This is a genomic window from Amycolatopsis sp. NPDC041971 (assembly GCF_055588925.1).
Window position 1 is genome coordinate 126,990 of record NZ_JBVJCE010000008.1, and the last position, 23,856, is coordinate 150,845.

General features: G+C 69.2%; 23 protein-coding genes. 18 read left to right on the top strand and 5 right to left on the bottom strand.

What is annotated here, in order from left to right:
- Positions 1 to 93: 93 nt before the first annotated feature.
- The 6 genes from ACZ6DT_RS18230 (at position 94) to ACZ6DT_RS18255 (ending at position 6,263) form a co-directional block, all read left to right on the top strand.
- Complete coding sequence (locus ACZ6DT_RS18230) at positions 94 to 1,269, top strand: L,D-transpeptidase (RefSeq protein WP_465596046.1); 1,176 nt, start codon at positions 94 to 96, stop codon at positions 1,267 to 1,269.
- A gap of 168 nt (positions 1,270 to 1,437) precedes the next feature.
- Positions 1,438 to 2,250 (top strand): alpha/beta fold hydrolase, encoded by an 813-nt coding sequence (locus ACZ6DT_RS18235; protein WP_465596049.1) that lies wholly within the window; start codon positions 1,438 to 1,440, stop codon positions 2,248 to 2,250.
- 21 nt (positions 2,251 to 2,271) lie between these two features.
- Positions 2,272 to 3,576, top strand: coding sequence for a D-inositol-3-phosphate glycosyltransferase (mshA, locus tag ACZ6DT_RS18240; protein ID WP_465596052.1), 1,305 nt, complete (start codon positions 2,272 to 2,274; stop codon positions 3,574 to 3,576).
- Positions 3,573 to 4,088 carry a type III secretion system chaperone family protein gene (locus ACZ6DT_RS18245; RefSeq protein WP_465596055.1) on the top strand — a complete coding sequence of 172 codons (516 nt, stop codon included), beginning with the start codon at positions 3,573 to 3,575 and terminating at the stop codon, positions 4,086 to 4,088. Before mshA ends, ACZ6DT_RS18245 begins: the two co-directional genes overlap by 4 nt.
- A gap of 67 nt (positions 4,089 to 4,155) precedes the next feature.
- Positions 4,156 to 5,079, top strand: a complete 924-nt coding sequence (locus ACZ6DT_RS18250) for a DUF4349 domain-containing protein (protein ID WP_465596058.1) — start codon at positions 4,156 to 4,158, stop codon at positions 5,077 to 5,079.
- Between the two features lie 434 nt (positions 5,080 to 5,513).
- Complete coding sequence (locus tag ACZ6DT_RS18255) at positions 5,514 to 6,263, top strand: phosphoglyceromutase (RefSeq protein ID WP_465596061.1); 750 nt, start codon at positions 5,514 to 5,516, stop codon at positions 6,261 to 6,263.
- 69 nt (positions 6,264 to 6,332) lie between these two features.
- Here ACZ6DT_RS18255 and ACZ6DT_RS18260 read toward each other — a convergent pair whose 3' ends face one another.
- Positions 6,333 to 7,250 (bottom strand): hypothetical protein, encoded by a 918-nt coding sequence (locus ACZ6DT_RS18260; protein WP_465596064.1) that lies wholly within the window; start codon positions 7,248 to 7,250, stop codon positions 6,333 to 6,335.
- Positions 7,247 to 7,894 carry a DNA-binding response regulator gene (locus ACZ6DT_RS18265; RefSeq protein ID WP_465596067.1) on the bottom strand — a complete coding sequence of 216 codons (648 nt, stop codon included), beginning with the start codon at positions 7,892 to 7,894 and terminating at the stop codon, positions 7,247 to 7,249. The genes ACZ6DT_RS18260 and ACZ6DT_RS18265 overlap by 4 nt, the downstream gene beginning before the upstream one ends.
- Positions 7,895 to 8,186: 292 nt before the next feature.
- Here ACZ6DT_RS18265 and ACZ6DT_RS18270 point away from each other — a divergent pair, with 292 nt between their 5' ends.
- The 11 genes from ACZ6DT_RS18270 (at position 8,187) to ACZ6DT_RS18320 (ending at position 18,827) form a co-directional block, all read left to right on the top strand.
- Positions 8,187 to 9,419, top strand: coding sequence for a sensor histidine kinase (locus ACZ6DT_RS18270; RefSeq protein WP_465596070.1), 1,233 nt, complete (start codon positions 8,187 to 8,189; stop codon positions 9,417 to 9,419).
- Entirely contained in the window at positions 9,416 to 10,105 is a 690-nt protein-coding gene (locus ACZ6DT_RS18275; RefSeq protein ID WP_465596073.1) for a response regulator, read from the top strand. The genes ACZ6DT_RS18270 and ACZ6DT_RS18275 overlap by 4 nt, the downstream gene beginning before the upstream one ends.
- Positions 10,106 to 10,337: 232 nt before the next feature.
- Positions 10,338 to 11,327, top strand: a complete 990-nt coding sequence (locus tag ACZ6DT_RS18280) for a Ppx/GppA family phosphatase (RefSeq protein ID WP_465596076.1) — start codon at positions 10,338 to 10,340, stop codon at positions 11,325 to 11,327.
- A 105-nt stretch (positions 11,328 to 11,432) separates the two neighbouring features.
- On the top strand, positions 11,433 to 13,106 hold the full coding sequence (locus ACZ6DT_RS18285; protein ID WP_465596079.1) for a hypothetical protein: 1,674 nt from the start codon (positions 11,433 to 11,435) through the stop codon (positions 13,104 to 13,106).
- Positions 13,107 to 13,128: 22 nt separating this feature from the next.
- Positions 13,129 to 13,926, top strand: a complete 798-nt coding sequence (locus ACZ6DT_RS18290; RefSeq protein WP_465596082.1) for a sugar phosphate isomerase/epimerase family protein — start codon at positions 13,129 to 13,131, stop codon at positions 13,924 to 13,926.
- Between the two features lie 141 nt (positions 13,927 to 14,067).
- Entirely contained in the window at positions 14,068 to 14,898 is an 831-nt protein-coding gene (locus tag ACZ6DT_RS18295; protein ID WP_465596085.1) for a thioesterase family protein, read from the top strand.
- A gap of 24 nt (positions 14,899 to 14,922) precedes the next feature.
- Positions 14,923 to 15,738 (top strand): pyrroline-5-carboxylate reductase, encoded by an 816-nt coding sequence (gene proC, locus ACZ6DT_RS18300; RefSeq protein ID WP_465596088.1) that lies wholly within the window; start codon positions 14,923 to 14,925, stop codon positions 15,736 to 15,738.
- Positions 15,739 to 15,931: 193 nt separating this feature from the next.
- The gene (locus ACZ6DT_RS18305; protein ID WP_016330918.1) at positions 15,932 to 16,147 is read left to right on the top strand and encodes a helix-turn-helix domain-containing protein; all 216 of its coding nucleotides are present in this window, start codon (positions 15,932 to 15,934) and stop codon (positions 16,145 to 16,147) included.
- 142 nt (positions 16,148 to 16,289) lie between these two features.
- On the top strand, positions 16,290 to 16,391 hold the full coding sequence (locus ACZ6DT_RS18310) for a 30S ribosomal protein bS22 (protein ID WP_007030867.1): 102 nt from the start codon (positions 16,290 to 16,292) through the stop codon (positions 16,389 to 16,391).
- Between the two features lie 286 nt (positions 16,392 to 16,677).
- Complete coding sequence (locus tag ACZ6DT_RS18315; RefSeq protein WP_465596091.1) at positions 16,678 to 17,727, top strand: NAD-dependent epimerase/dehydratase family protein; 1,050 nt, start codon at positions 16,678 to 16,680, stop codon at positions 17,725 to 17,727.
- Entirely contained in the window at positions 17,724 to 18,827 is a 1,104-nt protein-coding gene (locus ACZ6DT_RS18320; protein ID WP_465596094.1) for a lysophospholipid acyltransferase family protein, read from the top strand. Before ACZ6DT_RS18315 ends, ACZ6DT_RS18320 begins: the two co-directional genes overlap by 4 nt.
- 302 nt (positions 18,828 to 19,129) lie before the next feature.
- On the opposite strand, the gene ACZ6DT_RS18325 is transcribed toward ACZ6DT_RS18320, so the two are convergent.
- From ACZ6DT_RS18325 to ACZ6DT_RS18335, 3 genes are all read right to left on the bottom strand, one after another.
- On the bottom strand, positions 19,130 to 20,032 hold the full coding sequence (locus tag ACZ6DT_RS18325) for an HAD family hydrolase (RefSeq protein WP_465596097.1): 903 nt from the start codon (positions 20,030 to 20,032) through the stop codon (positions 19,130 to 19,132).
- Between the two features lie 95 nt (positions 20,033 to 20,127).
- Positions 20,128 to 21,216: a DUF5667 domain-containing protein gene (locus ACZ6DT_RS18330; RefSeq protein ID WP_465596100.1), complete on the bottom strand. Its 1,089-nt coding sequence runs from the start codon at positions 21,214 to 21,216 to the stop codon at positions 20,128 to 20,130.
- A gap of 109 nt (positions 21,217 to 21,325) precedes the next feature.
- Positions 21,326 to 22,036, bottom strand: coding sequence for a sigma-70 family RNA polymerase sigma factor (locus tag ACZ6DT_RS18335; RefSeq protein WP_465596103.1), 711 nt, complete (start codon positions 22,034 to 22,036; stop codon positions 21,326 to 21,328).
- A 293-nt stretch (positions 22,037 to 22,329) separates the two neighbouring features.
- On the opposite strand from ACZ6DT_RS18335, the gene ACZ6DT_RS18340 reads away from it, so the two are divergent.
- Positions 22,330 to 23,814, top strand: coding sequence for an AMP-binding protein (locus ACZ6DT_RS18340; RefSeq protein ID WP_465596106.1), 1,485 nt, complete (start codon positions 22,330 to 22,332; stop codon positions 23,812 to 23,814).
- Positions 23,815 to 23,856: the final 42 nt, after the last annotated feature.

Below are 23,856 nucleotides of genomic sequence, written 5' to 3' on the forward strand. Positions count from 1 at the left end.
CTTACGTCGCCGCGGGTAACGTCGGAGAGGTTCCCAGCGCTGAGCGAGTAGAGAAGCTCGTGGGGGAGCGGGGATCTTCATGGGAGGTACACGGTGATCGAACGGCGCACGGTTTTCAAGGCCGCGCTCGCCGCGGGGGCGGCCACGCTGGCCGCGGCCTGCTCCAGCAAAGAAGGCGGTGACGCCAAGCCGGAAGGCAGTGGTGGCGAAGAACAGAACGCCGCCCCGGTCGCCAAGATCACCGCCGAACCCGCCGCCGACGCCAAGGACGCCTCCGTGGTGACCCCGGTCGTGGTGAAGGTCGCCGACGGCAAGCTCACCGAGGTCAAGGTCACCGGGGACGGCGGCAAGGACGTCAAGGGCGAACTTTCCCCCGACGGGCTCACCTGGACCAGCTCCGAAGCCCTCGGCTACGGCAAGACCTACACCTACGCCGCGAAGGCCACCGGCAGCGACAACAAGCCCGCCGAGTTCAAGGGCTCCTTCACCACGGTCAAGCCCGCCAAGGAGATTCGCGCCACGCTGAACCCGACCGACGACGCCGAAGTCGGCGTCGCGATGCCGATCAGCGTGAAGTTCGCGTCCCCGGTCAAGGACAAGGCGGCCGCCGAGAAAGCGCTCAAGGTGAAGACCGACAAGGACGTCGAGGGCTCCTGGGGCTGGCTGTCGGACACGCAGGTCGACTGGCGGCCCAAGGAGTACTGGCCCGCCAACATCAAGGTCAGCGTCGAGGCGAAGCTCTACGGCGTCGCGCTCGGCGGCGGCGCGTACGGCAAGGCCGACGTGACCACCGAGTTCAAGATCGGCCGCAACCAGGTCGTCAAGATCAACACCCCGCAGCACGTGATGAAGGTCTACCGGGGCGGGGCGGAGTCGGCGAGCTACCCGTGTTCGAACGGGCTCGACTCCGACGTCCAGCGCAACACCCCCAACGGCACGTTCATCGTGATGACGAAGGAGCCGACGGCGCGGTTCGACAACGAGCGCTACGGCTACACCAACGTCAACAAGAAGTGGGCCTGCCGGATCTCGAACAACGGCGAGTACATCCACGAGAACCAGGACAACGCGGCGAACATCGGCAAGGCCAACACCTCGCACGGCTGCGTGAACCTGCTCGACGCGGACGCGAAGAAATACTTCGACACGGCGATGATCGGCGACCCGGTGGAGATCACCGGTTCGAAACTGGGCAGTCCGACCAAATCGGACGTCAAGGACTGGTTCTACGACTGGAAGTCGTGGAAGGCCCTGTCGGCTGTCAAATAATCGCGCGACCGCGAACGTGTCTACGGGCCGCGACCTGGCATTGACTGCGGCGGTTCCGCGGAGGACGGCCCGCTGCCACGTTCGCGGGGCCTCCCGGCCAAGACGCGCGACTTCGAAAGACGAAAGCGCCTTGGGGCACCGTGGGACCGACCTCATAGGCTTGCGGGCATGAAGACCGAGGTAGTCGGCTACGGCGGAACCCGCATCGGCTTGTGGGTCGAAGGCGCCGAGAACACCCGTCCGATCGTGTTCGTGCACGGCTGGGCCCAGTCCGCCAAGGCCTGGGCGCCGCAGCTGGCCGATCCCGCCCTCAGTGAGCGGTTCCGCCTGGTCGCGATGGATCTGCGCGGTCACGGCGACTCCGAGGTGCCTTCCGCCGGCTACGACGATCCGCGTATCTGGGCGGAGGATCTCGCCTCCGTTCTCGACTTCGCCGGGGACGACGCGATCGTCGTCGGCTGGTCCTACGGCGGGCTGGTGATCACCGACTACCTCCGGGTGCACGGCTCCGCGCGGCTCGCCGGCGTCGCTTTTGTGGGCGCTATCACAGAAATCGGCAAGAACCGGCCCGGTGGCAAGGTCGGGCCCGCGATGCGCGAGGCCCTTCCGGCGGTGCTTTCGGACGATCCGTCGGTCGCGATTCCCGCGTTGGTGCAGTTCAGCGAGCGGATGACCGCCTCCCCGGTGTCCGGCACGCTCACCCAGTCGCTGCTCGGCGCCTGCCTTTCCACCCCGCCCTCGGTGCGTTCCGCGCTGTTCCGGCGCGACGTCGGGAGCGAGGACGTACTTCGCGATCTGGACAAACCGGCACTTATCGTCCATGGTCTCGCGGACGCTGTGATCGATCCGACGTCGGCGGAATACGCGGCCGGGAAGATTCAGGGGGCCGTCGTGCGTTGGCTACCTGAGGTGGGGCATCTGCCGTTCGCCGAAGCGGCGGACGAGTTCGGTGAACTGCTGCGCGGGTTCGCCGATCAGTAGGACTTCGGGAGTGTTGACCAGGTGACGATCCCCCTGCACGGGTTCGATGCCGCGCCCAGGCGCGTCGCGGTGCTGTCGTTGCACACCTCTCCGCTGGAACAGCCGGGTACCGGTGACGCCGGGGGGATGAACGTCTACGTGAGCCAGACGGCCATCGAGATGGCCCGCCGGGGCGTCGAGGTCGAGGTGTTCACGCGTGCGACGTCCTCGGATCAGCCCCCGGTCGCCGAACTGGCGCCCGGCGTGCTGGTGCGGCACATTCCGGCCGGGCCGTTCGAGCCGCTGGGGCGCGACGAGCTGACCGCGCAGCTGTGCGCGTTCACCGCCGGGGTGCTGCGGGCCGAGGCGTTCCACGAGCCGGGCTACTACGACCTCATCCATTCGCATTACTGGCTTTCCGGCCAGGCGGGCTGGCTCGCCCGTGACCGCTGGGGCGTGCCGCTGGTGCACACCGCGCATACGCTGGCCAAGGTCAAGAACGCCGCGCTGGCCGAGGGGGACACCCCCGAGCCCCGCACCCGCGTGATCGGCGAGGAGCAGGTCGTCGAGGAGGCGGATTGCCTGGTCGCGAACACCCGCGTCGAGGCCCGCGAGCTGATCGAGCTGTACGACGCCGACCCGCACTCCGTGCACGCCATCCCGCCCGGCGTCGACCTCGACCGGTTCACCCCTGGCTCCCGCCCGGCCGCGCGCCGGGCGCTGGGTCTGCCGCAGGACGCGATCGTGCTGGCCTTCGCCGGCCGGATCCAGCCCTTGAAGGCGCCGGACGTCCTGCTGCTGGCCGCGGCCGAGATGCTGCGCGAGCGGCCGGAGCTGGCGTCGCGGCTGGTGGTGCTGATCGTCGGCGGTCCGTCCGGGACCGGGCTGGAGCAGCCGCAGGCCCTGCGCGAGCTGGCCGTCTCCCTCGGGATCGAGGAGCAAACCCGGTTCATGCCGCCGCAGCCCGGCCGATCACTGGTCAACGTCTACCGCGCGGCCGACCTCGTCGCCGTGCCGAGCTACAACGAGTCGTTCGGGCTGGTCGCGCTCGAGGCGCAGGCCTGCGGGACGCCGGTGATCGCGGCCGAGGTCGGCGGGCTGCCGGTCGCCGTGCCGCACGGTGTCTCCGGACTGCTCGTGCCGTCGCACGATCCGAAGGACTGGGCGGCCGCGCTCGCGAACGTCGCGTTGCGGCCCGGCCGGCGTGCCGAACTTTCGGCCAACGCCGTCGTCCACGCGCGGCGCTTTTCCTGGCGCCGTACGACGGACCGGCTGCTGGACACGTACGCTCAGGCGACCGGCGCGTTCCGGCGTGCCCTCGAACAGCGCGCGGAGGTGGCGGTTTGACGCTCGACGAGACCTTGCGGTCCTCTTTGGACAACGCGGGCCTGAAATACGAAAGGCGTGGCGAGGGAAAGTACTTCGTCACGTTGCCCGGAACCAAGAAGCTTCAGACCAACTGCTGGCTGGTCGCCGGGGACCACGCCTTCGCCGTCGAAGCCTTCGTCTGCCGCCGCCCCGATGAGTCCCATGAGGACGTTTACCGTTTTCTGTTGCGCCGCAACGCGAAACTGTACGGCGTGCATTACACCGTGGACGCGATGGGCGACATCTACCTGGTGGGCCGATTCGGTCTGGACACGGTCACCGATGCCGAATTGGACAAGATCCTCGGGCAGGTGCTGGAGGCCGCAGACGGTGACTTCAACACACTTCTGGAACTCGGCTTCGCCGAATCGATCAGACGCGAATGGGATTGGCGCGTTTCCCGTGGCGAGTCCCTGGCGAACCTCGAGGCGTTCAAACATCTCGTCGAGCCCTCGAACGGGCACGAACCCGGGGCCTTGACCGACTCGTGACCCGAACGGTGCAACGGGCCTGAGCCCGGCTCCGTCTCTCTCCGCAGCACTGGAGGGAGAAAGACGGATGCGCAAGCGATTGAGATGGGTGACCGCGGCAGGCATCGTGCTGGCGCTCGCGGGCTGCTCGGCGAACGACTCCGGTGGCGAGTCCGCCGCGATGTCGGCCGACACCAGGCAGGCGGCGCCGAACCAAGGGCCGCCGGACAAGGGCAACCCGGAGAGTGGCGACAGCGCCGGTAAACCGGGTTCGGGCAAGGCCCCGGCACCGGTGGGCCAGCCGGGGATCACCGACCGCAAACTGGTGCGCACGGCGAGCCTGGAGCTCACCACGCCGAACGTCGCCGACGTGATCTCGCAGGTCCGCGTCATCACCCAGGGCGCCGCGGGTTACACCGGGCAGGAGAGCACCCAGGCGAAGCGGGCGACGGTCAACGTCGTCGTGCCTTCCGAACGCCTCGACGGCGTGCTGGACCAGCTGGGGAAGCTGGGCAAGCAGGTGAAACGCGAGGTCACCGCGACGGACGTGACCGAGCAGATGGTCGACATCGAATCGCGGCTGGCCACCCAGCGGGCGAGCGTCGAGCGTATTCGCGCGCTGCTCGCGAGGGCGACGTCGGTTTCGGAGATCGCCTCGGTGGAGAGCGAGCTGACGAGCCGCGAGGCCGAACTCGAGTCGCTCCAGAAGCGGCGCGAGAGCCTGGCCGGAAGTGTCGCCATGTCGACGATCTCGCTGCAGGTGAAGGCGGAGACGGTCGCGGCGGAGGAGGAATCGCGCAGCGGGTTCTTCGGTGGCCTGACGAACGGCTGGGACGCTTTCCTGACCTTCGGCGGCGGCCTGCTGACCGTGCTCGGTGCGATGGCCCCGTTCCTACTGGTCTTCGGCGTCCCCGCGGCCGCGCTGGTGTGGTGGCTGCGCAAGCGGCGTCGTCCGGCGGAGCCCGCGATGGCGACCGCTTCGGAGCTGCCGTCCGCGCCCCCGCTGGACTGAAGATGAACAGGCGGGACGGCTCGAGGGAGGGGGGAGTCGCGATCTCGAGCCGCCCCGCTGAAGTTCCCGCCAAGGTGGACCCGGTGACGAGGGGGATGCCAACGGGGCCGGCGGGCGCCGCGACTCGGCAGGGGGGAGACGAGTCGCGGTCATCACCCGCGTCGAGCCGGGGAGTGCGTGGAATCCGGCCGCGCGGGACTTAGTCAACCTGTCAGATCTCCACCTGTAATCACAAGACTACCGGTTACTCTGTTCGAGTGAACTTCGAAATCCACGATAACGGAGTGCAGCTTGTTTTTCGGAGATCGGGACTTGTTGGCGCCCCGTCTTCTGGACGGGTGAGGTGGTACTCGCGGGTAACGCACTCTCTGTAGAAGAAAGGACAATTCCGGCCCTCTGACCGGCCCTTCCGTTCACTCTGGCAGGCTGGGCGCATGGCTGAGCTTGGGACTCTGGTGCTGCTGCGTCACGGGCAGAGCACGTGGAACGCCGAAAACCTGTTCACCGGCTGGGTGGACGTACCGCTGTCCGAACAGGGCGAGCAGGAGGCGCGCAAGGGCGGGCAGCTGCTCGCCGAGTCCGGTCTGCTGCCGGATGTCGTGCACACCTCGCTGATGCGCCGGGCGATCTCGACCGCCAACCTGGCGCTCGACGCCGCCGACCGGCACTGGATCCCGGTGAAGCGCGACTGGCGGCTCAACGAGCGGCACTACGGCGCGCTGCAGGGCAAGAACAAGAAGCAGACCCTGGACGAGTTCGGCGAGGAGCAGTTCATGCTCTGGCGCCGCTCCTACGACACCCCGCCGCCCCCGATCGACCCCGCCGACGAGTTCAGCCAGGTCGGCGACGCGCGCTACGCCGACCTCGGCGACGCCGCCCCGCGGACCGAGTGCCTCAAGGACGTCGTCGCGCGGCTGCTGCCGTACTGGGAGTCCGCGATCGTGCCGGATCTGCGCGCGGGCAAGACCGTGCTGGTCGCCGCGCACGGCAACTCGTTGCGGGCGCTGGTGAAGCACCTCGACGGCATCTCCGACGACGCGATCGCCGGACTCAACATCCCGACCGGTATCCCGCTGCGCTACGACCTGACGGACGACCTCGAGCCGGTCAACGCCGGCGGGACGTACCTGGACCCGGAGGCCGCCAAGAAAGCCGCGGCCGCCGTGGCGAACCAGGGCCGCTAGACCTCCGCATTTCGTCCTCTGAATGCGGTAGTTCGCTCTCGAACCACCGCATTCAGAGGACGAAATGCGTCAGGGCAGGGGCTTGACCAGCTCGATTCCGGCCGCCTTCCAGCCTTCGGGCAGCCGCTGGAGACGCAGGACGATCGGCAGGTGCTTCTTCGTCGCCTGCCCGGCCGCGTCGGTGACGTCGGTCGTCGCGTGGAGCACCACGCTCGCCTTGTCGTCCACGACCTCCATGACCGCGGCGGCGGGATTCGGCGCCAGCGACGCCTTCGCACCCGCGGTCCGGATCTTGTCCACCCCCGTCGCCTTGCCCTGCCGGAACTGCGTCAGGAGCTGCCCGGTCGACACGGACTCGTAGCGGGCGTACGTGCCTTCGGGGTCGGCCGGATCGACGTTCAGCAGGGCTTGCGCGGCGCGCAGGGCGCCGTCGAGGGCGGAATCCCGGACCCGCGCGAGCACCCGGTCACCCGCGCCCGGTTTCTCCGCCGCGGGCGGCGACCCGGCCGGATTCACCTTGACCTCGCCGATCCGCCAGCGGTCGCCTTCGCGCACGGTCGTGAGCAGCACCGACGCGATGCCCTTGCTGGTGGCGCCCGCCCTGGTGCTGCTCTGGTCGAGCACGGTCAGTACCCGCGCCTTGTCCGGTGTCTGCTCGACCGCGGCCGAGACGATCACCCTGGTCACCAGCTTGATCGGCACCGCGGACCTGCTGACCTCGGCGAACAGTTTCGCCATTTCGTCGCGCGCGCCCGGCGTCAGGTTCTCGGCGGTCGCCTTCTCGTGCGCCGGCACGGCCGTGCTGTCGTAGGAGAACACCGCTTCGGTCGCCGTTTTGACCGCTGCCAGCACCGACGCCGTCCGTGCCGGATCGACCAGCGCGAGGTTCGAAGGCGGGGTTTCCGGCTCGGGCCGGGCGGTGCCGGAGACCGTGGTGGTGCAGCCCGCGAGCGCGAGCAGTACGGCGAACCCCGCCCAGCGCTTCACAGGAGGCCGAGCTCCCGCGCCCGCGCGTCGACCTCGAGCCGCGACGTCACCCCGAGCGCCACCAGCAGTTCCGACACGCGCCGCTGATAGGTGCGCACGCCCATGCCGAGGCTCTTCGCGGCCTTCTCGTCCTTGCAGCCGGTGGTCAGGAATTCGAGGATCTGCGGTGCCTCCATCCGGATGTCGGCGAACCGCGCGTCGAACGTCTCCAGGGTCGCGGCCGCCCGCCAGGCGGTTTCGAACAGCGACAGGATGCCCTGCACCAGCTCCGGGCGCGAGATGACGCTGTACGAGCGCACCGCCTTGCCCTCGTCGCCCGCCATGATCGCGACGCGCTCGTCGAGCAGGATCGTCTCGTTGATCTCCTCGGTGCCGATCCGGATCTGCGCGCCGAGACCGGACAAGTGGTGCAGATGCTGCGCGGTCTGCTCGTTCAGCAGGACGCCGGGGCGGTACAGCTTGCGGATCCGCTTGTCGCGCACCAGCCGTTCACCCTGCCGAGTGAGCGACGGCCGGGAAAGAGCCCAGGTGTAGAGGTCATCGGCCGCGCAAACGATGTCGGTCGCCGCGACGAACAGATGAGCCGTCCGGTCGAACAGCTCTTCTTCTCCGCGAATCAGGGAGATGTCACTGACGAGTTCCACGGCGACAGTCTTCCAACATTCCCCGGCAGTCGTGACGGGAACGTCGCTATTCGACGGCGAGTGGGCAGAACACGGTCCGGATAGTCACGACGAAAGTCGGGATCCGGGCACGAGTCGCCGCCGGCGTCCCCGGTTCGGGTGACTCGCCCCACCCAGGAGGTCTCGGCCAGGGGTCGGTCACGTGAACGGGGTCTGACCTGCAGGCGAACAGGGTGTCCCCAGGTGTCATAGGCATCACGAGTACGCGGCCGGGACTAGGCCAAAAGACTACCCGCGCGCTTACGATTCCCCTGTGACCACGCCCGTTGCACTCGCCCTGGCCGTCGGCGGACTGATCGTCGGTGTGGTTTTCGGCTTCCTGATCGCGAGGAGCCGCACCCGCCGCGAGGAACGGCGACCGACCGGGCCCACCGTGGCCGAACTGCTCGAACGCCTCGTGCGGTCCAGCAACAACGGCGTCGTCGTGCTCAACAAGTTCGGCGACATGGTCCTGCACAACCCGCGTGCCTACGAACTCGGACTGGTGAAGGTCAACCAGGCCGATCCGCGGGCCCGCAAGGCCGCCGAGCAGGTGGTCGAGACCGACGACCCGATGGAGATCGACCTCTCCCCGCTGGAGGCGAGGGGCCGTCAGCCCGAGGCCGTCCTCGGTGAGGTCCGCCCGCTCGGCGACGGGTTCACCGTGGTCGAGGCCGTCGATCACTCCGAGGCGGCCCGCCTCGAAGCCGTCCGGCGTGACTTCGTCGCGAACGTCAGCCACGAACTGAAGACGCCGGTGGGCGCGATCGCGCTGCTCACCGAGGCCGTCCTGGACGCCGCGGAAGACACCGACGAGGTCCGCCGGTTCGGCGGCAAGATCCTCCGCGAATCGACGCGGCTCGGCAGGCTCGTCACCGAGCTGATCGCGCTGTCGCGGCTGCAGGGCGCCGAGCGGTTGCCCGATCTGAACGTGGTCGAGGTCGACGCCGTGGTCCGCGAGGCGCTCGGCCGGACGACGCTGTCGGCGGAATCCGCCGAGATCACCATCACCACCGACGCGGCCAGCGGCCTGCTCATCGAGGGCGACCGGACGCTGATGGTGACCGCGCTGTCGAACCTGCTGGAGAACGCCGTCGCGTACTCGCAGCCGGGCAGCCCGGTGTCGATCAGCAGGCGGCTGGTCGACGGCAAGGTCGAGATCGCGGTGACCGACCGCGGCATCGGCATCGCCGAGGACGAGCAGCAGCGTGTCTTCGAGCGGTTCTACCGCGCGGACAAGGCAAGGTCGCGGGCGACCGGCGGTACCGGGCTGGGCCTGGCGATCGTCAAGCACGTGGCCGCCAACCACGGGGGTTCGGTGGGCCTCTGGAGCCGTCCCGGCACCGGGTCGACCTTCACCCTGCGGATCCCCGCGCACATCCCCGCTGAACCGGCCGCGGCCGGGAAACAGGCTCCGCCGGTATCCCGGCCGGAGAAGACCCCCGAGCGGACACCCCGTCTCGTGGCAACAGGGCAAGAAAGCCCCGACCATGGAGGAAACCTGTGACGAGGGTTCTCATCGTCGAGGACGAAGAGTCGTTCGCCGATCCGCTCGCGTTCTTGCTCCGCAAGGAGGGCTTCACCGCCGCCGTCGCCGTGACGGGGCAGCAGGCGCTCGAGGAGTTCGACCGCAACGGCGCCGACATCGTCCTGCTCGATCTCATGCTCCCCGGTATGAGCGGCACCGACGTCTGCAAGCAGCTCAGGCAGCGTTCCGCGGTGCCGGTGATCATGGTGACCGCACGCGACAGCGAGATCGACAAGGTCGTCGGGCTGGAACTCGGCGCCGACGACTACGTCACCAAGCCGTACTCGGCCCGTGAGCTCATCGCGCGGGTGCGTGCGGTGCTGCGCCGCGGCGGCGAGCCGGGCGCCGAAGGCGATCTGGCTCCGCTCGTGCTGGCCGCCGGGCCGGTGCGGATGGACGTCGAGCGGCACGTCGTGACCGTCGACGGCGAGGAGGTCTCCTTGCCGCTGAAGGAGTTCGACCTGCTCGAGTACCTGCTGCGCAACGTGGGCCGTGTGCTCACCCGCGGGCAGCTGATCGACCGGGTGTGGGGCGCGGACTACGTCGGCGACACCAAGACGCTCGACGTCCACGTGAAGCGGCTGCGGTCGAAGATCGAACCGGACCCGGGATCGCCCCGGCACCTGGTCACGGTGCGTGGCCTCGGCTACAAGTTCGAGACGTGATCCCTCGCCTGACGGACTTGGGCTGACCCGGCCACGAGGTCTTCCCTAGGGCGCTCCGCGTCCTCTTTGGGCCGAAGGCCACGAAACCTGCTGAAGGGGCGCTTTCACACCCGACTTGACCTGGTGTGCGATCCGGCGCCCCTTCGCCAGGTTTCGTCAGCGCTCGACCAAGAGACGCAGATCACGGTTACGGTTTCGTGACCTGACGTGGGGGCGGGTACCGTAGGCGCTCGTGCGCCTTGGGGTACTCGACGTCGGTTCCAACACCGTCCACCTGCTCGTGGTCGACGCCCACCGTGGCGCCCACCCGACCCCGATGCATTCCGAAAAGGCCGTCCTCCGGCTCGCCGAGCAGATAACCCGCAACGGCGACCTGAGCCGCGCGGGAGCGGACAGCCTCGTGCGGGCGGTCGAATCGGCGAAGGCGGCCGCGGCCCGGTTCGGCTGTGAAGAGGTCATGGCGTTCGCGACCTCCGCGGTCCGCGAAGCCAAGAACGCCCCGAAAGTGCTGGCGAAGGTCCAGGAACAGACCGGAGTCGAACTGAAGGTGCTTTCCGGGATCGAAGAATCCCGCCTCACCTTCCTCGCCGTCCGCCGTTGGTTCGGCTGGTCGGCGGGGAAACTGCTCGTACTCGACATCGGCGGCGGTTCGCTGGAGATCGCGATGGGCCGCGACGAAGAGCCGGATCTGGCCGAATCGCTGCCCCTGGGCGCCGGCCGGACCACCCGGACGCGGTTCCAGCACGATCCGCCGACCCGTTCGGAGCTCATCGCGACTTCCGCGTGGCTCGAAGAACAACTCGCCCCGCTCGCGAAGAAGGTCGCCAAATTGGGTGAACCCGATCGTGTCGTGGCGACGTCGAAGACGTTCCGGTCGCTCGCCAGGCTGACCGGAGCGGCGCCGTCGGCGGGCGGGCCGCATGTGCGCCGTACCCTGACCGACACCGCGTTGCGCCAGCTCATCGCGTTCATCTCCCGGATGACCGCTCATGACCTGGCGCAACTCGAAGGGGTCAGCGCCGGCAGGTCGCATCAGCTGGTGGCCGGAGCGCTCGTCGCACAAGCCACCATGCGGGCGCTTTCCCTGGAAGAACTGGAGATCTGTCCGTGGGCGCTGCGAGAAGGTGTCATCCTTCGACGGCTGGACCATTCCAACGGTGCGGACGAGACTGTGGGCGGCAGCGCCCGACTGGACTTAGTCGACGGAGAACGGGCACGGTGAAGAGGTGACGGAAATGCGGATGACGGTGGATAGCGCGCGCGACGCCGCCGATGCTCCGTCGCGTGCCGGTTCACAACGGCCGGAGCGCGCATTGGACAGCACAGTATGACGGACGAGACTGAGAGCGGCCGGCCACAGAAGACCGTGGCGGAGCTGCTCGCCCAGCATGGAGCCCAGCCGGAAGGCGGGCGCCGCAGGCGACGCCGCGCGGCCGACGACGAGGACGAGGCCCCCGAGCCCACTCGTGGCAGGCGCGCGCCGTCGGTGAGCGACACCGCGCCGCAGGCGATCATCGACAGGGTGTCCGGCGACACCCCGCCGCCACCCAACCGTCCGCCGCGCCGCTCCCGCCCCCAGGCTCCGCCTGATGGGTTCTCGGCGGAAAAAAGTACCTCGAACCCCGACGCGCGTCCGCTGCCGCAGCAGGATTCCGGCGCGCGTCCGGTTCCGCCGCCGCAGCAGGACTCCGCGCCGCTGCCGGTGCCGCCGGACGTCGCGTCCACCCCGACCCGGCAGACGCCGCCGGTGCGCCCGCCGCAGGAACAGAGCGGCTATCAGCAGCGCCCGCCGCAGCAATCGGGTCAGTTCGTGCGGCCGACTCCGCCGCAGGAGCAGAGCGGTTACCAGCAGCGCCCGCCGCAGCCGCCGCAGCAATCGGGTCAGTTCGTGCGGCCCACTCCGCCGCAGGAGCAGTCCGGCTACCAGCGTCCGCCGGACTCCGAGGGCCTGCCCCCGCGTGGCAGGCCCCGCCCGACAGGCCCGGAGGAGACCCGCGGCGCGGTGCCGCCGGTCCGCCGCCGCCCCGAGCCGCCCGCCGGACCCCCGGCGGCACCACCCTCATCGGGGTTGTCGGCGAGACTCGACGGCGGCCTCGACGCCCCGTCTGAAGACGTGCAGGACCAGCCGGGCCCGATGGCCAGCGGCGGATTCGCGGCCCCGCCCGTCCAGCCGGCGCGGCGCCGTCGTCCGCCGGTCCGTCCCGTCCAGCCCAAGGCCGAGCCGAGCACCGAGCAGTTCGCCGCGGTCGGCGACGAACCCGCGCCCGAACCCGAGGCGTCCGCGCCCGTCGAGCCGCCGTCCCCGCCCGCCGGGCTCGCCGGATGGCGCAAACGCAGGCAGAAGGTGCAGTCCGAGGAAACCGAGATCGGCGGGATCCCGCCGGTGCCGCCCCCGGTCGAACCGGACACCGACCTCGAACCGGATCCGTTCGACGCGGGCCCCCCGACCATGGGTTCTTCCCACCCGCCCCACCCGGCGCCGATGCCGTTCGTGCCGCCGCATTCGCTCGACGACCGCGAGCGGCAGGACAACCTCGACGACTACGAGCGCGAGTTCGCCGACCCGGCGTACCCGGACGGCGGCCCCGACTTGGGCCGCGACGACTACGGCTACCGCGCCGACGAGTACGAGGACGACTACGACGACAGCGCCGAAGACAGCGTTGATCACGTCGATCACGTCGATCACGTCGATCACATCGAGGACGACGAGCCCGCGGCACCCGCCGAGAAAGTCTCGCCGGGGAAGCAATGGCTGGCGTTGGCCGGTCAGCTCGCCCTCGGCGTCGTCGGCGGCGCGGGTGTCTGGCTGGGCTTCAACTGGCTGTGGGTCAACATCCCCGCCGCCGCGCTGGTCGCCGCGCTGCTGGTGATCGTCGCGCTGGTGTGGATCGTCCGGAAGATCCGCAAGGCGGACGATCTCCAGACCCTCGTGCTCGCGGTGCTGGTCGGGCTGGTGGTGACGGTCTCACCGGCCGCACTCCTCTTGGTCGCGCGGTAGCGGACTCGGGAAGAATGCCGGAATGGCTCAGCAGGTTCCGGTAGGCCTTTCGACGGCGTCCGTCTGGCCGTTGGGGGCGGGCACCGCCTTCGAACTGGCCGCCGACCTCGGCTACGACGGCGTCGAGGTGATGGTCTGGGCCGATCCGGTCAGCCAGGACATCTCCGCGCTGCGCCGGTGGTCGCGCCGCACCGGGATGCCGGTGCTGTCGATCCACTCGCCGTCGCTGCTGATCACCCAGCGCGTGTGGTCGCCCGATCCCGAGGTGCGCCTGCGGATGTCCGTGGACGCGGCACAGGAACTGGGCGCGCGCACGGTCGTGGTGCATCCGCCGTTCCGATGGCAGCGCCGCTACGGCGACGCGTTCGGCGACCTCGTCGACGAACTCGAAGACGTCAGTGGCATCGAGATCGCGGTCGAGAACATGTTCAAGGTCCGCCCGCCCGGCGGCTCGCGGACGTCGCGCGTCTCGGCTTTCCGGCCCTCGATCGACCCTACGGACGTAGGGTTTCGTCACTACACGCTCGACCTGTCCCATACAGCGGCAGCCGGGATGGACGCCCTCGCCCTCGCCGATCGGATGGGTTCCGGGCTCGCGCACGTCCACTTGGCGGACGGCACGGGACTCCCGAAGGACGAACATCTGGTTCCCGGACGCGGGATCGAACCTTGCACCGAACTTCTCGAAAAGCTCGTGAACAGCGATTTCTCCGGACAGATCGTGCTGGAGATCAACACCCGGCGGTCGCCGAGCGCGGCGCGACGTTCGCGAGACCTCGCGGAGTCACTCTTGTTCGCGAGGCTGCACCTCGGCCAGTGACAAAGATCGTCTCCAGGTGCGGAGAATCATTCCTCCCTGCGCCCGAGGCGCTGGTACACGTAAAGTTCCGACCGTGAACCAGCTGCGCTTGTTGATCTCCCGCACCCCGATGGATCGGCTTGTGGCCTGGGTCAGTGCTCGGTGAGCGCGGCCGACGAAACGAGCACCTCCTTCGACGCGGCGTGCGCGACGAGATCACTGGGTGACGGCACTTTCACGGCGGTACTCCGTACCGAATGGTCGATCGGCGGACATCCGCACGGCGGCTTCCTGATGGCCCTGATGGCCAGGGCCGCCCTCACATTCCTGCACGAACGCGGCGAACCGCCGTCCGAGCCGCTGGCGATCAGCGCGGAGTTCCTGCACCCGCCGGCGGTGGGGCCGGTGCTGCTGCGCATGGACGTCCGGAAGGTCGGAAGGCGCGCCTCGGTCGTCGCGGTCCTGCTGGAGCAGCGGGGCCGCAGCTGCGTCGAGGCCAGGGTGACCACCGGGCGCCTGCCGATGCGGCGGCCGGAGTGGACCGACGTCCCGGCCATGCCCGTGGAACCGCCGCCCGGCGCGGTCCCCATGACCGGTGAGACGTCCGAAGGCCTGTTCAACCTCGCGAAGGGCTGCGAGGTCCGGCTCGATCCGGCGAGTGTCGGCTACCTGCACGGCCGGATCGGTGACCCGCCGAAGATCCGGCTGTGGGTCCGGCCGCGGCACGGACTCCCGGACCCGTATTTCGCGCTGCTCGCGAGCGACGTGAACCCGCCGGTGGTCTACAACCTCGGCCGGGTCGGCTGGGCGCCGACCGTGCAGCTGACCGCGTTGCTGCGCACCCGGCCGGCGCCGGGCTGGCTGCGGGTGATCGTCCAGAGTCAGTCGGTGCACGAGGCCTGGTTCGACTCGGACGCCCTTGTCGTGGACTCGCAGGGCAGGCTGGTCTGTCAGACGCGGCAACTGGCGCTCGCCCCGGCGCCCGGGGGCTGACGCCGGTTTGGCACGCTGAAGCGCATGACTGTGATCGCGGTTCTGGGTGCCGGGAAGATCGGGGAGGCCCTGCTCTCGGGCCTGCTGCACGGCGGGCACAGCCCCGCCGACCTGCTGTTCACCGAACGCTATCCGGCGCGCGCGGCGGAGTTGACCGAACGTCACGGCGTGCACGCGGTCACCGTCGCGGACGCCGCGCGCCGGGCCGACGTGCTGGTCGTCGCGGTCAAACCGCAGGACATCGAACCGGTCCTGGACGAACTCGCGCCGCTGCTCGGCAAGGAGTCGCTGGTGGTCTCGCTGTGCGCGGGCCTGCCGACCGCCCTGTACGAGCGCAGGCTGGCCGAGGGCGTCCCGGTGGTGCGGGTCATGCCGAACACCCCGATGCTCGTCGGAGAGGCGATGAGCGCGGTCTCAGCGGGCGCGCACGCGACCGCCGAGCACATCGCGGTGGTGAAGGACCTGCTCTCGCACGTCGGGCAGGTCGTCGAGGTGCCGGAGTCGCAGCAGGACGCCGTCACGGCCCTGTCCGGCTCCGGGCCCGCGTACTTCTTCTACCTGGTCGAGGCCATGATCGACGCCGGGATCCTGCTCGGCCTGCCCCGGGCGCTCGCCGGGCAGCTGATCATCCAGTCGGCGGTCGGGGCGGCGAAGATGCTCGCCGAGTCCGACGAACACCCGGTGCTGCTGCGCGAAGCCGTCACCTCGCCCGCCGGGACGACCATCAACGCCATCCGCGAGCTGGAGAAGCACGGTGTCCGCGCGGCGCTGCTGGCCGCCATCGAGGCCGCGAAGGACCGCTCGACCGAGCTGGGCGCCGCCCACGAACCCCGCAGTTAGTCCTCTCGATGCGGTAGTTCGTCGTCTGACTACCGCATCGAGAGGACGAAATGCGTAGTCGTACGGGCCCATCTCGGTGACTCGCGTCGCTTTAGCCACACGTGTCCCGCTACTCTCAAGAGAGCACGTGCGTGTCGATACCACAGGTGGGGAAGCCTCGTGGCGCGACACGTGTCGAAGGACACGGTGAATCATGCCGCCGAACAAGAAAGACGATCTGCCCTCAGTGGGTCAGGTCCAGTTCCTGACGGTCGCCGAGGTGGCCACGCTGATGCGGGTCTCCAAGATGACCGTCTACCGACTGGTTCACTCGGGCGAGTTGCCCGCGGTGCGCGTCGGGAAGTCGTTCAGAGTGCCCGAAAAGGCCGTTCACGAATATCTCCAGGGCGCGTACTTCGACGTGGGCTGAGGCCCGCTTCGAGGCGCACAACGTGCCCGCCCGAGGGCGTCTTCCGGGGCGCGAGTACCCTGGAAGACCGCTCGTGCCTGTGCGCTCCACCCGTTGGACGCTGCGCCGGGCAGCGTGACCGACGACGAAGGAAGGAGCGCTCATGGGCTCTGTGATCAAGAAGCGCCGTAAGCGTATGTCGAAGAAGAAGCACCGCAAGTTGCTGCGCCGGACGCGCGTTCAGCGTAGGAAGGCCGGCAAGTAAGACACAGCCGGTGAATGGCCCGTCCAGAATCTGGACGGGCCATTCCCATTCGGTGGGCGGTTTCCGTCCATCCGAGTGAGACGTGCATCCCCTCCGCGAGCAGCTGGTTAATAGCATGTAAGCGCTGAGTCGACTACCCCTAATGAGCGGTAACATCTCAACGGCAGCCGCGCGATGCTTCCCTTGAGTGCGGGTAAGTGCACACTCGGTGGATCATCTCGCGCTCAAGGTCATCAGGACCCCGTGATCGAAGTCCGAGAACCGTCCGAAAGCCGCAGGGAGTCCTATGCCGTCGAACATCGTGCTCGTGACCGGGGTCGGGGGAGACCTTGGCGGGAAGCTGCTCGCCAGACTCGGCAACAATCCGGAGTTCGAGCGGGTGATCGGCGTCGACACCACGCCGCCGCAGAAGTCCGTCCTGCAGCGTATGGGCCACGCCGAATACGTCCGTGCCGACATCCGCAACCCGCTGATCGCCAAGGTGATCAGCACGGCCAAGGTCGACACCGTGGTCCACGGCTCGTGCACCGCGCATCCGGCGGGCCCCGCCCGTCGCACGGCGATCAAAGAGGTCAACGTCATCGGCACGATGCGACTGCTGGCCGCCTGCCAGCGCTCGCCGCTCGTGCGCAAGCTCGTGGTGAAGTCGACGGCCGCGGTTTACGGCGCCGGAGCGCGCTCCCAGGCCGTCTTCACCGAGGATTCCGAGCTCATCCCCACCTCCACCAGCGGCTACGCGAAGGACGCCGTGGAGATGGAGGGGTACGTCCGCGGGCTCATGCGCCGCCGTCCCGACATCACGACGACGCTGTTGCGGTTCGCCAACATCATCAGCCCCGAGATCGACACCGTGCTCTCGCGCTACTTCGCGCTACCCGTGGTCCCGACCGTCTTCGGCTACGACGCGCGGATTCAGCTGCTGCACGCCTCCGACGCGCTGGCCGTCTTCGAGCAGGCGACGCTGAAGGACGAACCCGGCGTGTTCAATGTCGGCTCGGAAGGGGTACTCACCCTTTCTCAGGCGATCCGGCGGGCCGGCCGGATCCAGCTGCCGATGCCCAGCGGTGTCGTGCCGTCGGTCGGCAAGGTGCTCCGCGGGGCCAGGGTGGTCGACTTCTCGGCCGACCAGGTGCGGCTGCTGAACTTCGGTCGCGTCGTGGACATCACGAAACTCAAGAAGGACTTCGGCTACACCCCACGTTGGACGACGCGGGAAGCGTTCGACGACTACATCACCGGCCGCGGGCTCCGGCCCGTGGTGGACGGCGGCAAGCTCGCCGGACTCGCCGGCAAGGTGCTGGTGGCCGCGGCGACCGGACAGGCGTCGCACCGATGAGCAGGCCTCATGGGAACAACTCCGAAAACTCTCACGAAGGCGAGGCGGAAAACGTGAGCGGCGCTGAAGCGCGGGTCATCCCGTTGCACGGCCCCGGCAGAGAGAAGCCGGACCCGGCCGGTCAAGCGGGTCGGGATCTTCGCGAGTCCGAAGAGGCACAAGAGCGGCTGCGACAGGAACGCCGGGCGGACGCGCCCGTCGTCGATTTCCCCGGGACGGCGCGGGTCTCGCCCGCCCGGACCCGTCCGGCCGACGCGGACCTCCTCCCGGCCTCGCTCAGGACGGCGCTGGGGTTCCTGCGGGACCGGCTGACCGGCGACTACACGGTCGACGAGTTCGGCTTCGACGCCGAGCTCACCGAAACCCTGCTGTTGCCGCCACTGCGCGCGCTGTACGAGAAGTGGTTCCGGGTCGACACCTTCGGCGTCGAGAACCTGCCCGCCGACGGCGGCGCGCTTCTGGTGTCGAACCACTCCGGCACGTTGCCGCTCGACGCGCTGATGACCGCCGTCGCCGTGCACGATCACGCCCCCGGCGGCAGGCATCTGCGCGGCCTCGGCGCGGATCTGGTGTTCCAGGTGCCGCTGATCGGCTCTTTCGCCCGCAAGTCGGGACAGACCCTCGCCTGCAACGCGGACGCGGAACGCTTGCTGCGCAAGGGAGAACTCGTCGGCGTCTGGCCGGAAGGGTTCAAGGGGGTCGGAAAGCCGTTCTCGTCGCGGTACAAGCTGCAGCGGTTCGGACGAGGTGGTTTCGTGTCCGCCGCGCTGCGGACCGGGGTGCCGATCATTCCCGTGTCGGTCGTCGGCGCGGAGGAGATCTACCCGAAAATCGGCGACATCAAGCTGCTCGCGCGGGTGCTCGGCCTGCCGTACTTCCCGGTGACGCCGTTCTTCCCGCTGCTCGGCCCGCTCGGCGCGATCCCGCTGCCGACGAAGTGGAGCATCGAGTTCGGCGAGCCGATCCGCACTGACACCTACGACGCGGACGCCGTCGACGACCCGATGCTGGTCTTCACGCTGACCGACCAGGTGCGGGAGTCGATCCAGCAGTCGCTGTACAAACGCCTTTCGCAGCGGAAGAGCGTCTTCAAGGGCTAGGCGCGTCGGTAATGTCCGGTTGGTGTCATGTGTACGGTTCGCGTGGGGTCTGACCACCCAGCGCAAAACCGTGCAAAGGTCCCAATTCGGGCACCTTGTTCTGGGATAGCGTCCCTTATGGACAGCCAAGGACGCCGGGCCTTCGTGGCGGGTCCGCTCCTCCGCCGCGCCAGACCGCGTAACTCGCGTGATCAGACCCGTAACTCGCGTGCTTGAGGCCGTAACTCTCAAGTTCCGGCTTCAGGCACGCGAGTTCCGGCGGCGAGCACGCGAGTGACGGCTTCAGGCACGCGAGTGAGGGGTTACCGGCGCCGGTAGGCCATGCCGGCCGCGACGGCGCCGGCCACGGCGCCGGCGCCGAGCACCGAAGGCACGCCGATCTTCGCGGCCTTCCGGCCGGTCCGGAAGTCGCGGATCTCCCAGCCGCGGGCCCGCGCGACGTCGCGGAGACCGCCGTCGGGGTTCACCGCGACCGCGGTTCCGACGACCGACAGCATGGGGACGTCGTTCTGCGAGTCCGAGTACGCCGTACAGCGCTTGAGATTCAGCCCTTCGCGTGACGCCAGCGCCCGGACGGCGTGGGCTTTCGCGCGGCCGTGCAGCAGGTCGCCGACGAGGCGGCCGGTGTAGACGCCGTCCCTGGTCTCCGCGACGGTGCCCAGCGCGCCGGTGAGGCCGAGGCGCCGCGAGATGATGGCCGCGAGTTCGATCGGGGTCGCGGTGACGAGCCAGACGCGCTGCCCGGCGTCGAGGTGCATCTGCGCGAGCGCCCGGGTGCCGGACCAGATCTTGTCCGCCATCAACTCGTCGTAGATCTCTTCGCTGATGTCGGTCAGTTCCTGCACGGTGCGACCGGCCACAAAGGACAGTGCGCGCTCGCGATGGGTTTTGATGTCCTCTTTGTTCTCACGGCCGCCGAGCCGGAATTTCACCTGCTGCCAGACGAATCCGGCCAGATCGGCGGAGGTGAAGAACTTGCGCGCGGCCAGTCCGCGGGCGAAGTAGAAGATCGACGCGCCCATCATCATGGTGTTGTCGACGTCGAAGAACGCGGCCGCGGTCAGGTCCGGCGGAGCGGGCGGCGCGGGCGGTTCGAGGGCTTCGGCGGACGCGGTCGCCATGGCGGCCTCGGCCGACGCCTCGCCCGCGAGCTCGGCCAGCCGTTCGAGCTCTTGACTCTTGTCCCTGCCCCGCCAAACTGACACGCACACCGCCTCCGGAATCCCAGGTGCCTACGCACAGCGTAGCGAGCGCACGACCGGTTCGTACCAGGTGTGGCGCCTCCCTCGTCTACAGAGCGTCAGCCGATGATTATCGGCGGTAACCCCGGGATGAGCGGCGGAATCGAAATCAGCGGCGGCGATGCGGTGACGGTCGGCGTCGGCAGGGGCGGCGGGTTCGTCGGGCCGGGGGTGGGCACCACGGGCGGCGGCGTGCCACCGGTGGGTGGCGCGAGCGGACCGGTCGGGGCGGCGGTGTCCACGGCGGACGACGGCGGCGGCACCGACGTCGGTGACGGCGAACCGATCGGCGCGGACGACGGCGAGGGAGCCGGCACCGGCGGCACGACCGCGTCGGGTGAATCGGGATCGCGGGCGCAGTCACCGGCGGCCGGGACCGCGCCCAGTTCGTCGGAAGAGCCCGTGGTGATCGTGTAGCAGACCAGCCGCGAGCCGAGATCCGTCGTGCGTGCCTGGACCCTGCCGAGCAGGACGCGGACCGAGGCGAACTTGTCGCGTGCCTCGGCGGGGGCGTGGCCGACCTGGAGGCCGAGCCGGTCGGACTGCTGCCGCGCCCAGGAGTGGAGTTCGGTCAGCCGGGTCTGGCCGCCTTGATCGGTGACGATCGCCGTCAGCCGCGAGACCCCGGCCCGCAGATCCGTCTCGAAATCGGCGAGGCCGGTGAAATACGCGTCGGTGGGCGCGGCCTGCCGGGTCAGTTTGCCGAGTTCGCCGACGCGGTTCGCGGCGAACTCCAGATGCTTCGTCGCCTTGTCCTGTTCGTCGAAGGTGAGCCCGAGCGCGGCCGATTCACCCGCTCGCTTGATGCCGTACAGCGGATCGCCCGGCAGCGCGTCCTTGGACAGCAGCAGGGTGATGCCGCCCAGCGCCAGTACGAGTGCGACGGCGGCCGCGGCGAGGTTGGCGACGGCGTGACCGCGACGTTTCGGCTCGGCTTCGGCCTCGGCGAGCCGTCCGGCGATCTCCTCGCGGATCCGTTGCCGTGTCTCGGCGTCGGGGGCACCGCCGACGCCCAACTCGCGCAAGCCGCCGACGAGGACGAGCTCGCGCGCGAATTCGTCGTCCGCCGGGGACGCGGTGCCGTCGACAAGGCCGGCGAAGCGGTCACTGTCCGCCCGCTCCCGCGCGAACCATCCCGGCACGCCCACGGCGAAGTCTCCATCTGCTCAGCCCGGTCCTGACACCGGTCTGGCTGGGAAAACGAGCGGGGACGCCCTAGGGTTACGGCAAGGCCCGGTGAGGGATAAATATGGAACCTTAACGCAATCCCGTGGGCAGAAGTTGTGCCAAACGGCGTACCGCGCGGTGCTGAAGGGCCTTGATGGCGCCTTCGTTGCGCTTCATGATCGCCGCGGTCTCGGCGACCGAGAGCCCCTGCATGAACCGGAGCACGATGCACTCGCGCTGGTCTTCGCCGAGTTCGGCGACGCAACGCAACAGTTCGGCGCGGGTCGCGCGGCTGATGGCCTGCTGTTCGGGACCGGCGACGGCCTGCACGCCGACGTTGCCGATCGGTGCCCCGTTCGGCTCCGCGACCTCGTCGGTGACGACCTCGAGGCGGAACCGGCTCGACTTCACGTGGTCGAGGATGATGTTGCGCGCGATGGTGACGAACCAGGCGCCGACGTCACGCCCCTGGTAGCTCACCGACGTGATGCGGCGCAGGGCGCGGAGGAAGGTCTCGCTGGTGACGTCCTCGGCGAGGTCCCGGTCGCCGAGGCGGAACACGACATAGCGGTAGACGACGTCGACGTAGCGGTCGTAGAGCCTGCCGAAAGCGGAGGTGTCGCCGCCCTGCGCGGCGCTGACCAGCTCCCAGGCTTCGGCCTTCGCGGCTTCGGCGGCGGCGTCCGAATCCTCGGTGACGTCGCCGGTCTTGGGCCGGGACGACGGAACCGCGGGGAAACCACTCCGGCGGAGGATGTGACCCGCCAGCATGGAGACGGGATTCGGCGCGGGAAGGGTCATCGGGCACCTCCCGTTCCGGGCAGAGGAGACCGGCGCGCATGTCCCACCGCCGCGTGGGCCTGCAAGATCTGCACGTCCGGACTCCCTTTCTCACCATCGAGTGATCAACACCACTCGACGATGACCAGCAGCATACGTGTAGTTACCGCGAAGTAGGTAGCGGTGCCGGGGTCACGGAACTGCGACGAATGCGAGTGGCACCCATGACGGTGGCCGAGATGACAAACTGACAACGCCGTTCATCCCAGGGAAGAGGTTCGCAGTTGAGCGCGGAGCAGGTTGCCGAAGGAAGCGTGCCCACCTTGCTCGTCGAGGCCGCCCGCCAGTGGCCCCGCAAGGCGGCCGTCCACGAGACCGGGGGTGGGGTCGCGCTGACTTGGGCGCAGCTCGACGACGCCGCCCACGCGCTGGCCCGCGCCCTGCTCGACGCGGGAATCGAACGCGGCGACCGGGTGGCGTTGCGGCTGCCGACGTCGGCCGCGTTCGCCGTCTCGCTGTTCGGCGCGCTCCGCGCGGGCGCGGTGGTCGTCCCGATCTCGCCGCAGGCTCCGGCGGCGGAGCTGAACGGGCTGCTGGAGCACAGCGGCGCGCGGCTCGTCCTCGAACGCGAACAGACCGAGGGGCTCCCGGACGGAGTGACGAGCCTCTCACCACCTGTTACCTCGAATGGAGCAGCCGAACCGGTCGACGCCGCCGGGGCCGGTGAGGACATAGCGGTCATCTCGTACACCTCCGGCACGACCGGTCCGCCACGCGGCGTGATGCTGTCGCATCGGGCACTGCTGGCGAACCTCGACCAGCTGAGCCGGATCGTGCCAACGCCGCTCGTGCACGGCGACCGCGTGCTCATCACCATCCCGTTGTTCCACGTCTACGGCCTGGGCCCGGGCCTGCTGCAGACCACGGCGGTCGGCGCCACGGCGATCCTGTCGGAACGTTTCCTCGCCGAGCGGACACTGGCCGACTGTGCCGAGTACCGGGTGACCTCGATCGCCGGTGTGCCCGCGATGTACGCCGAATTCGCCGCGATGGACCCTGAGGAGCTCGGGCAGGGCCTTTCCACCGTCCGGCGGATGACGTCGGGCGCGGCGCCGTTGCACCCCAAGATCCTCGCCGCGCTCCGCGGCGCCACCGGACTCGACGTCTACGAGGGCTACGGCCTCACCGAATGCGCGCCCGTGGTCACCACGACCCTGGTCACCGGCTACCCGAAGCCGGGTTCGGTCGGGCGCCCGCTGCCCGGCGTCGAGGTCCGGCTGGTCGACAGCGACGGCGACGCGACGCCCGTCCCGCAGGACCCTGACGAACTCGGCGACGCCTTCGACGAGGACGGCGGCACCGGGCTGGTGTCGATCCGCGGCGCGAACCTGTTCTCCGGCTACTGGCCCGACGGCTCGCACGGTCCCGACGAGGACGGCTGGTTCCGCACCGGCGACGTCGGCTACCTCGACACCGACGGCGACCTGCACCTGGTGGACCGCGCCAACGACCTGATCATCGTCAACGGCTTCAACGTCTTCCCGCACGAGGTCGAGAACGTGATCTCGCTGCTGGACGAGGTCGTCGAGGCGGGTGTCGTCGGCGTCGTCGACGAGCGGACCGGCGAAGCGGTCAAGGCCGTCGTAGTCCCCGCGCCCGGCGCTTCGCTTTCGGAGCAGCAGGTCGTGGAGCACTGCGCGGAGCACCTGGCCGGGTACAAGGTGCCGCACACCGTCGAGTTCGCGGAATCGCTGCCGCATTCGGCCACCGGGAAGCTCCGGCGGATGCGACTGCGCTGATGAGCCCTCGGTGGGAAAGAGTGCCTCGGACTGGGTAAGGAT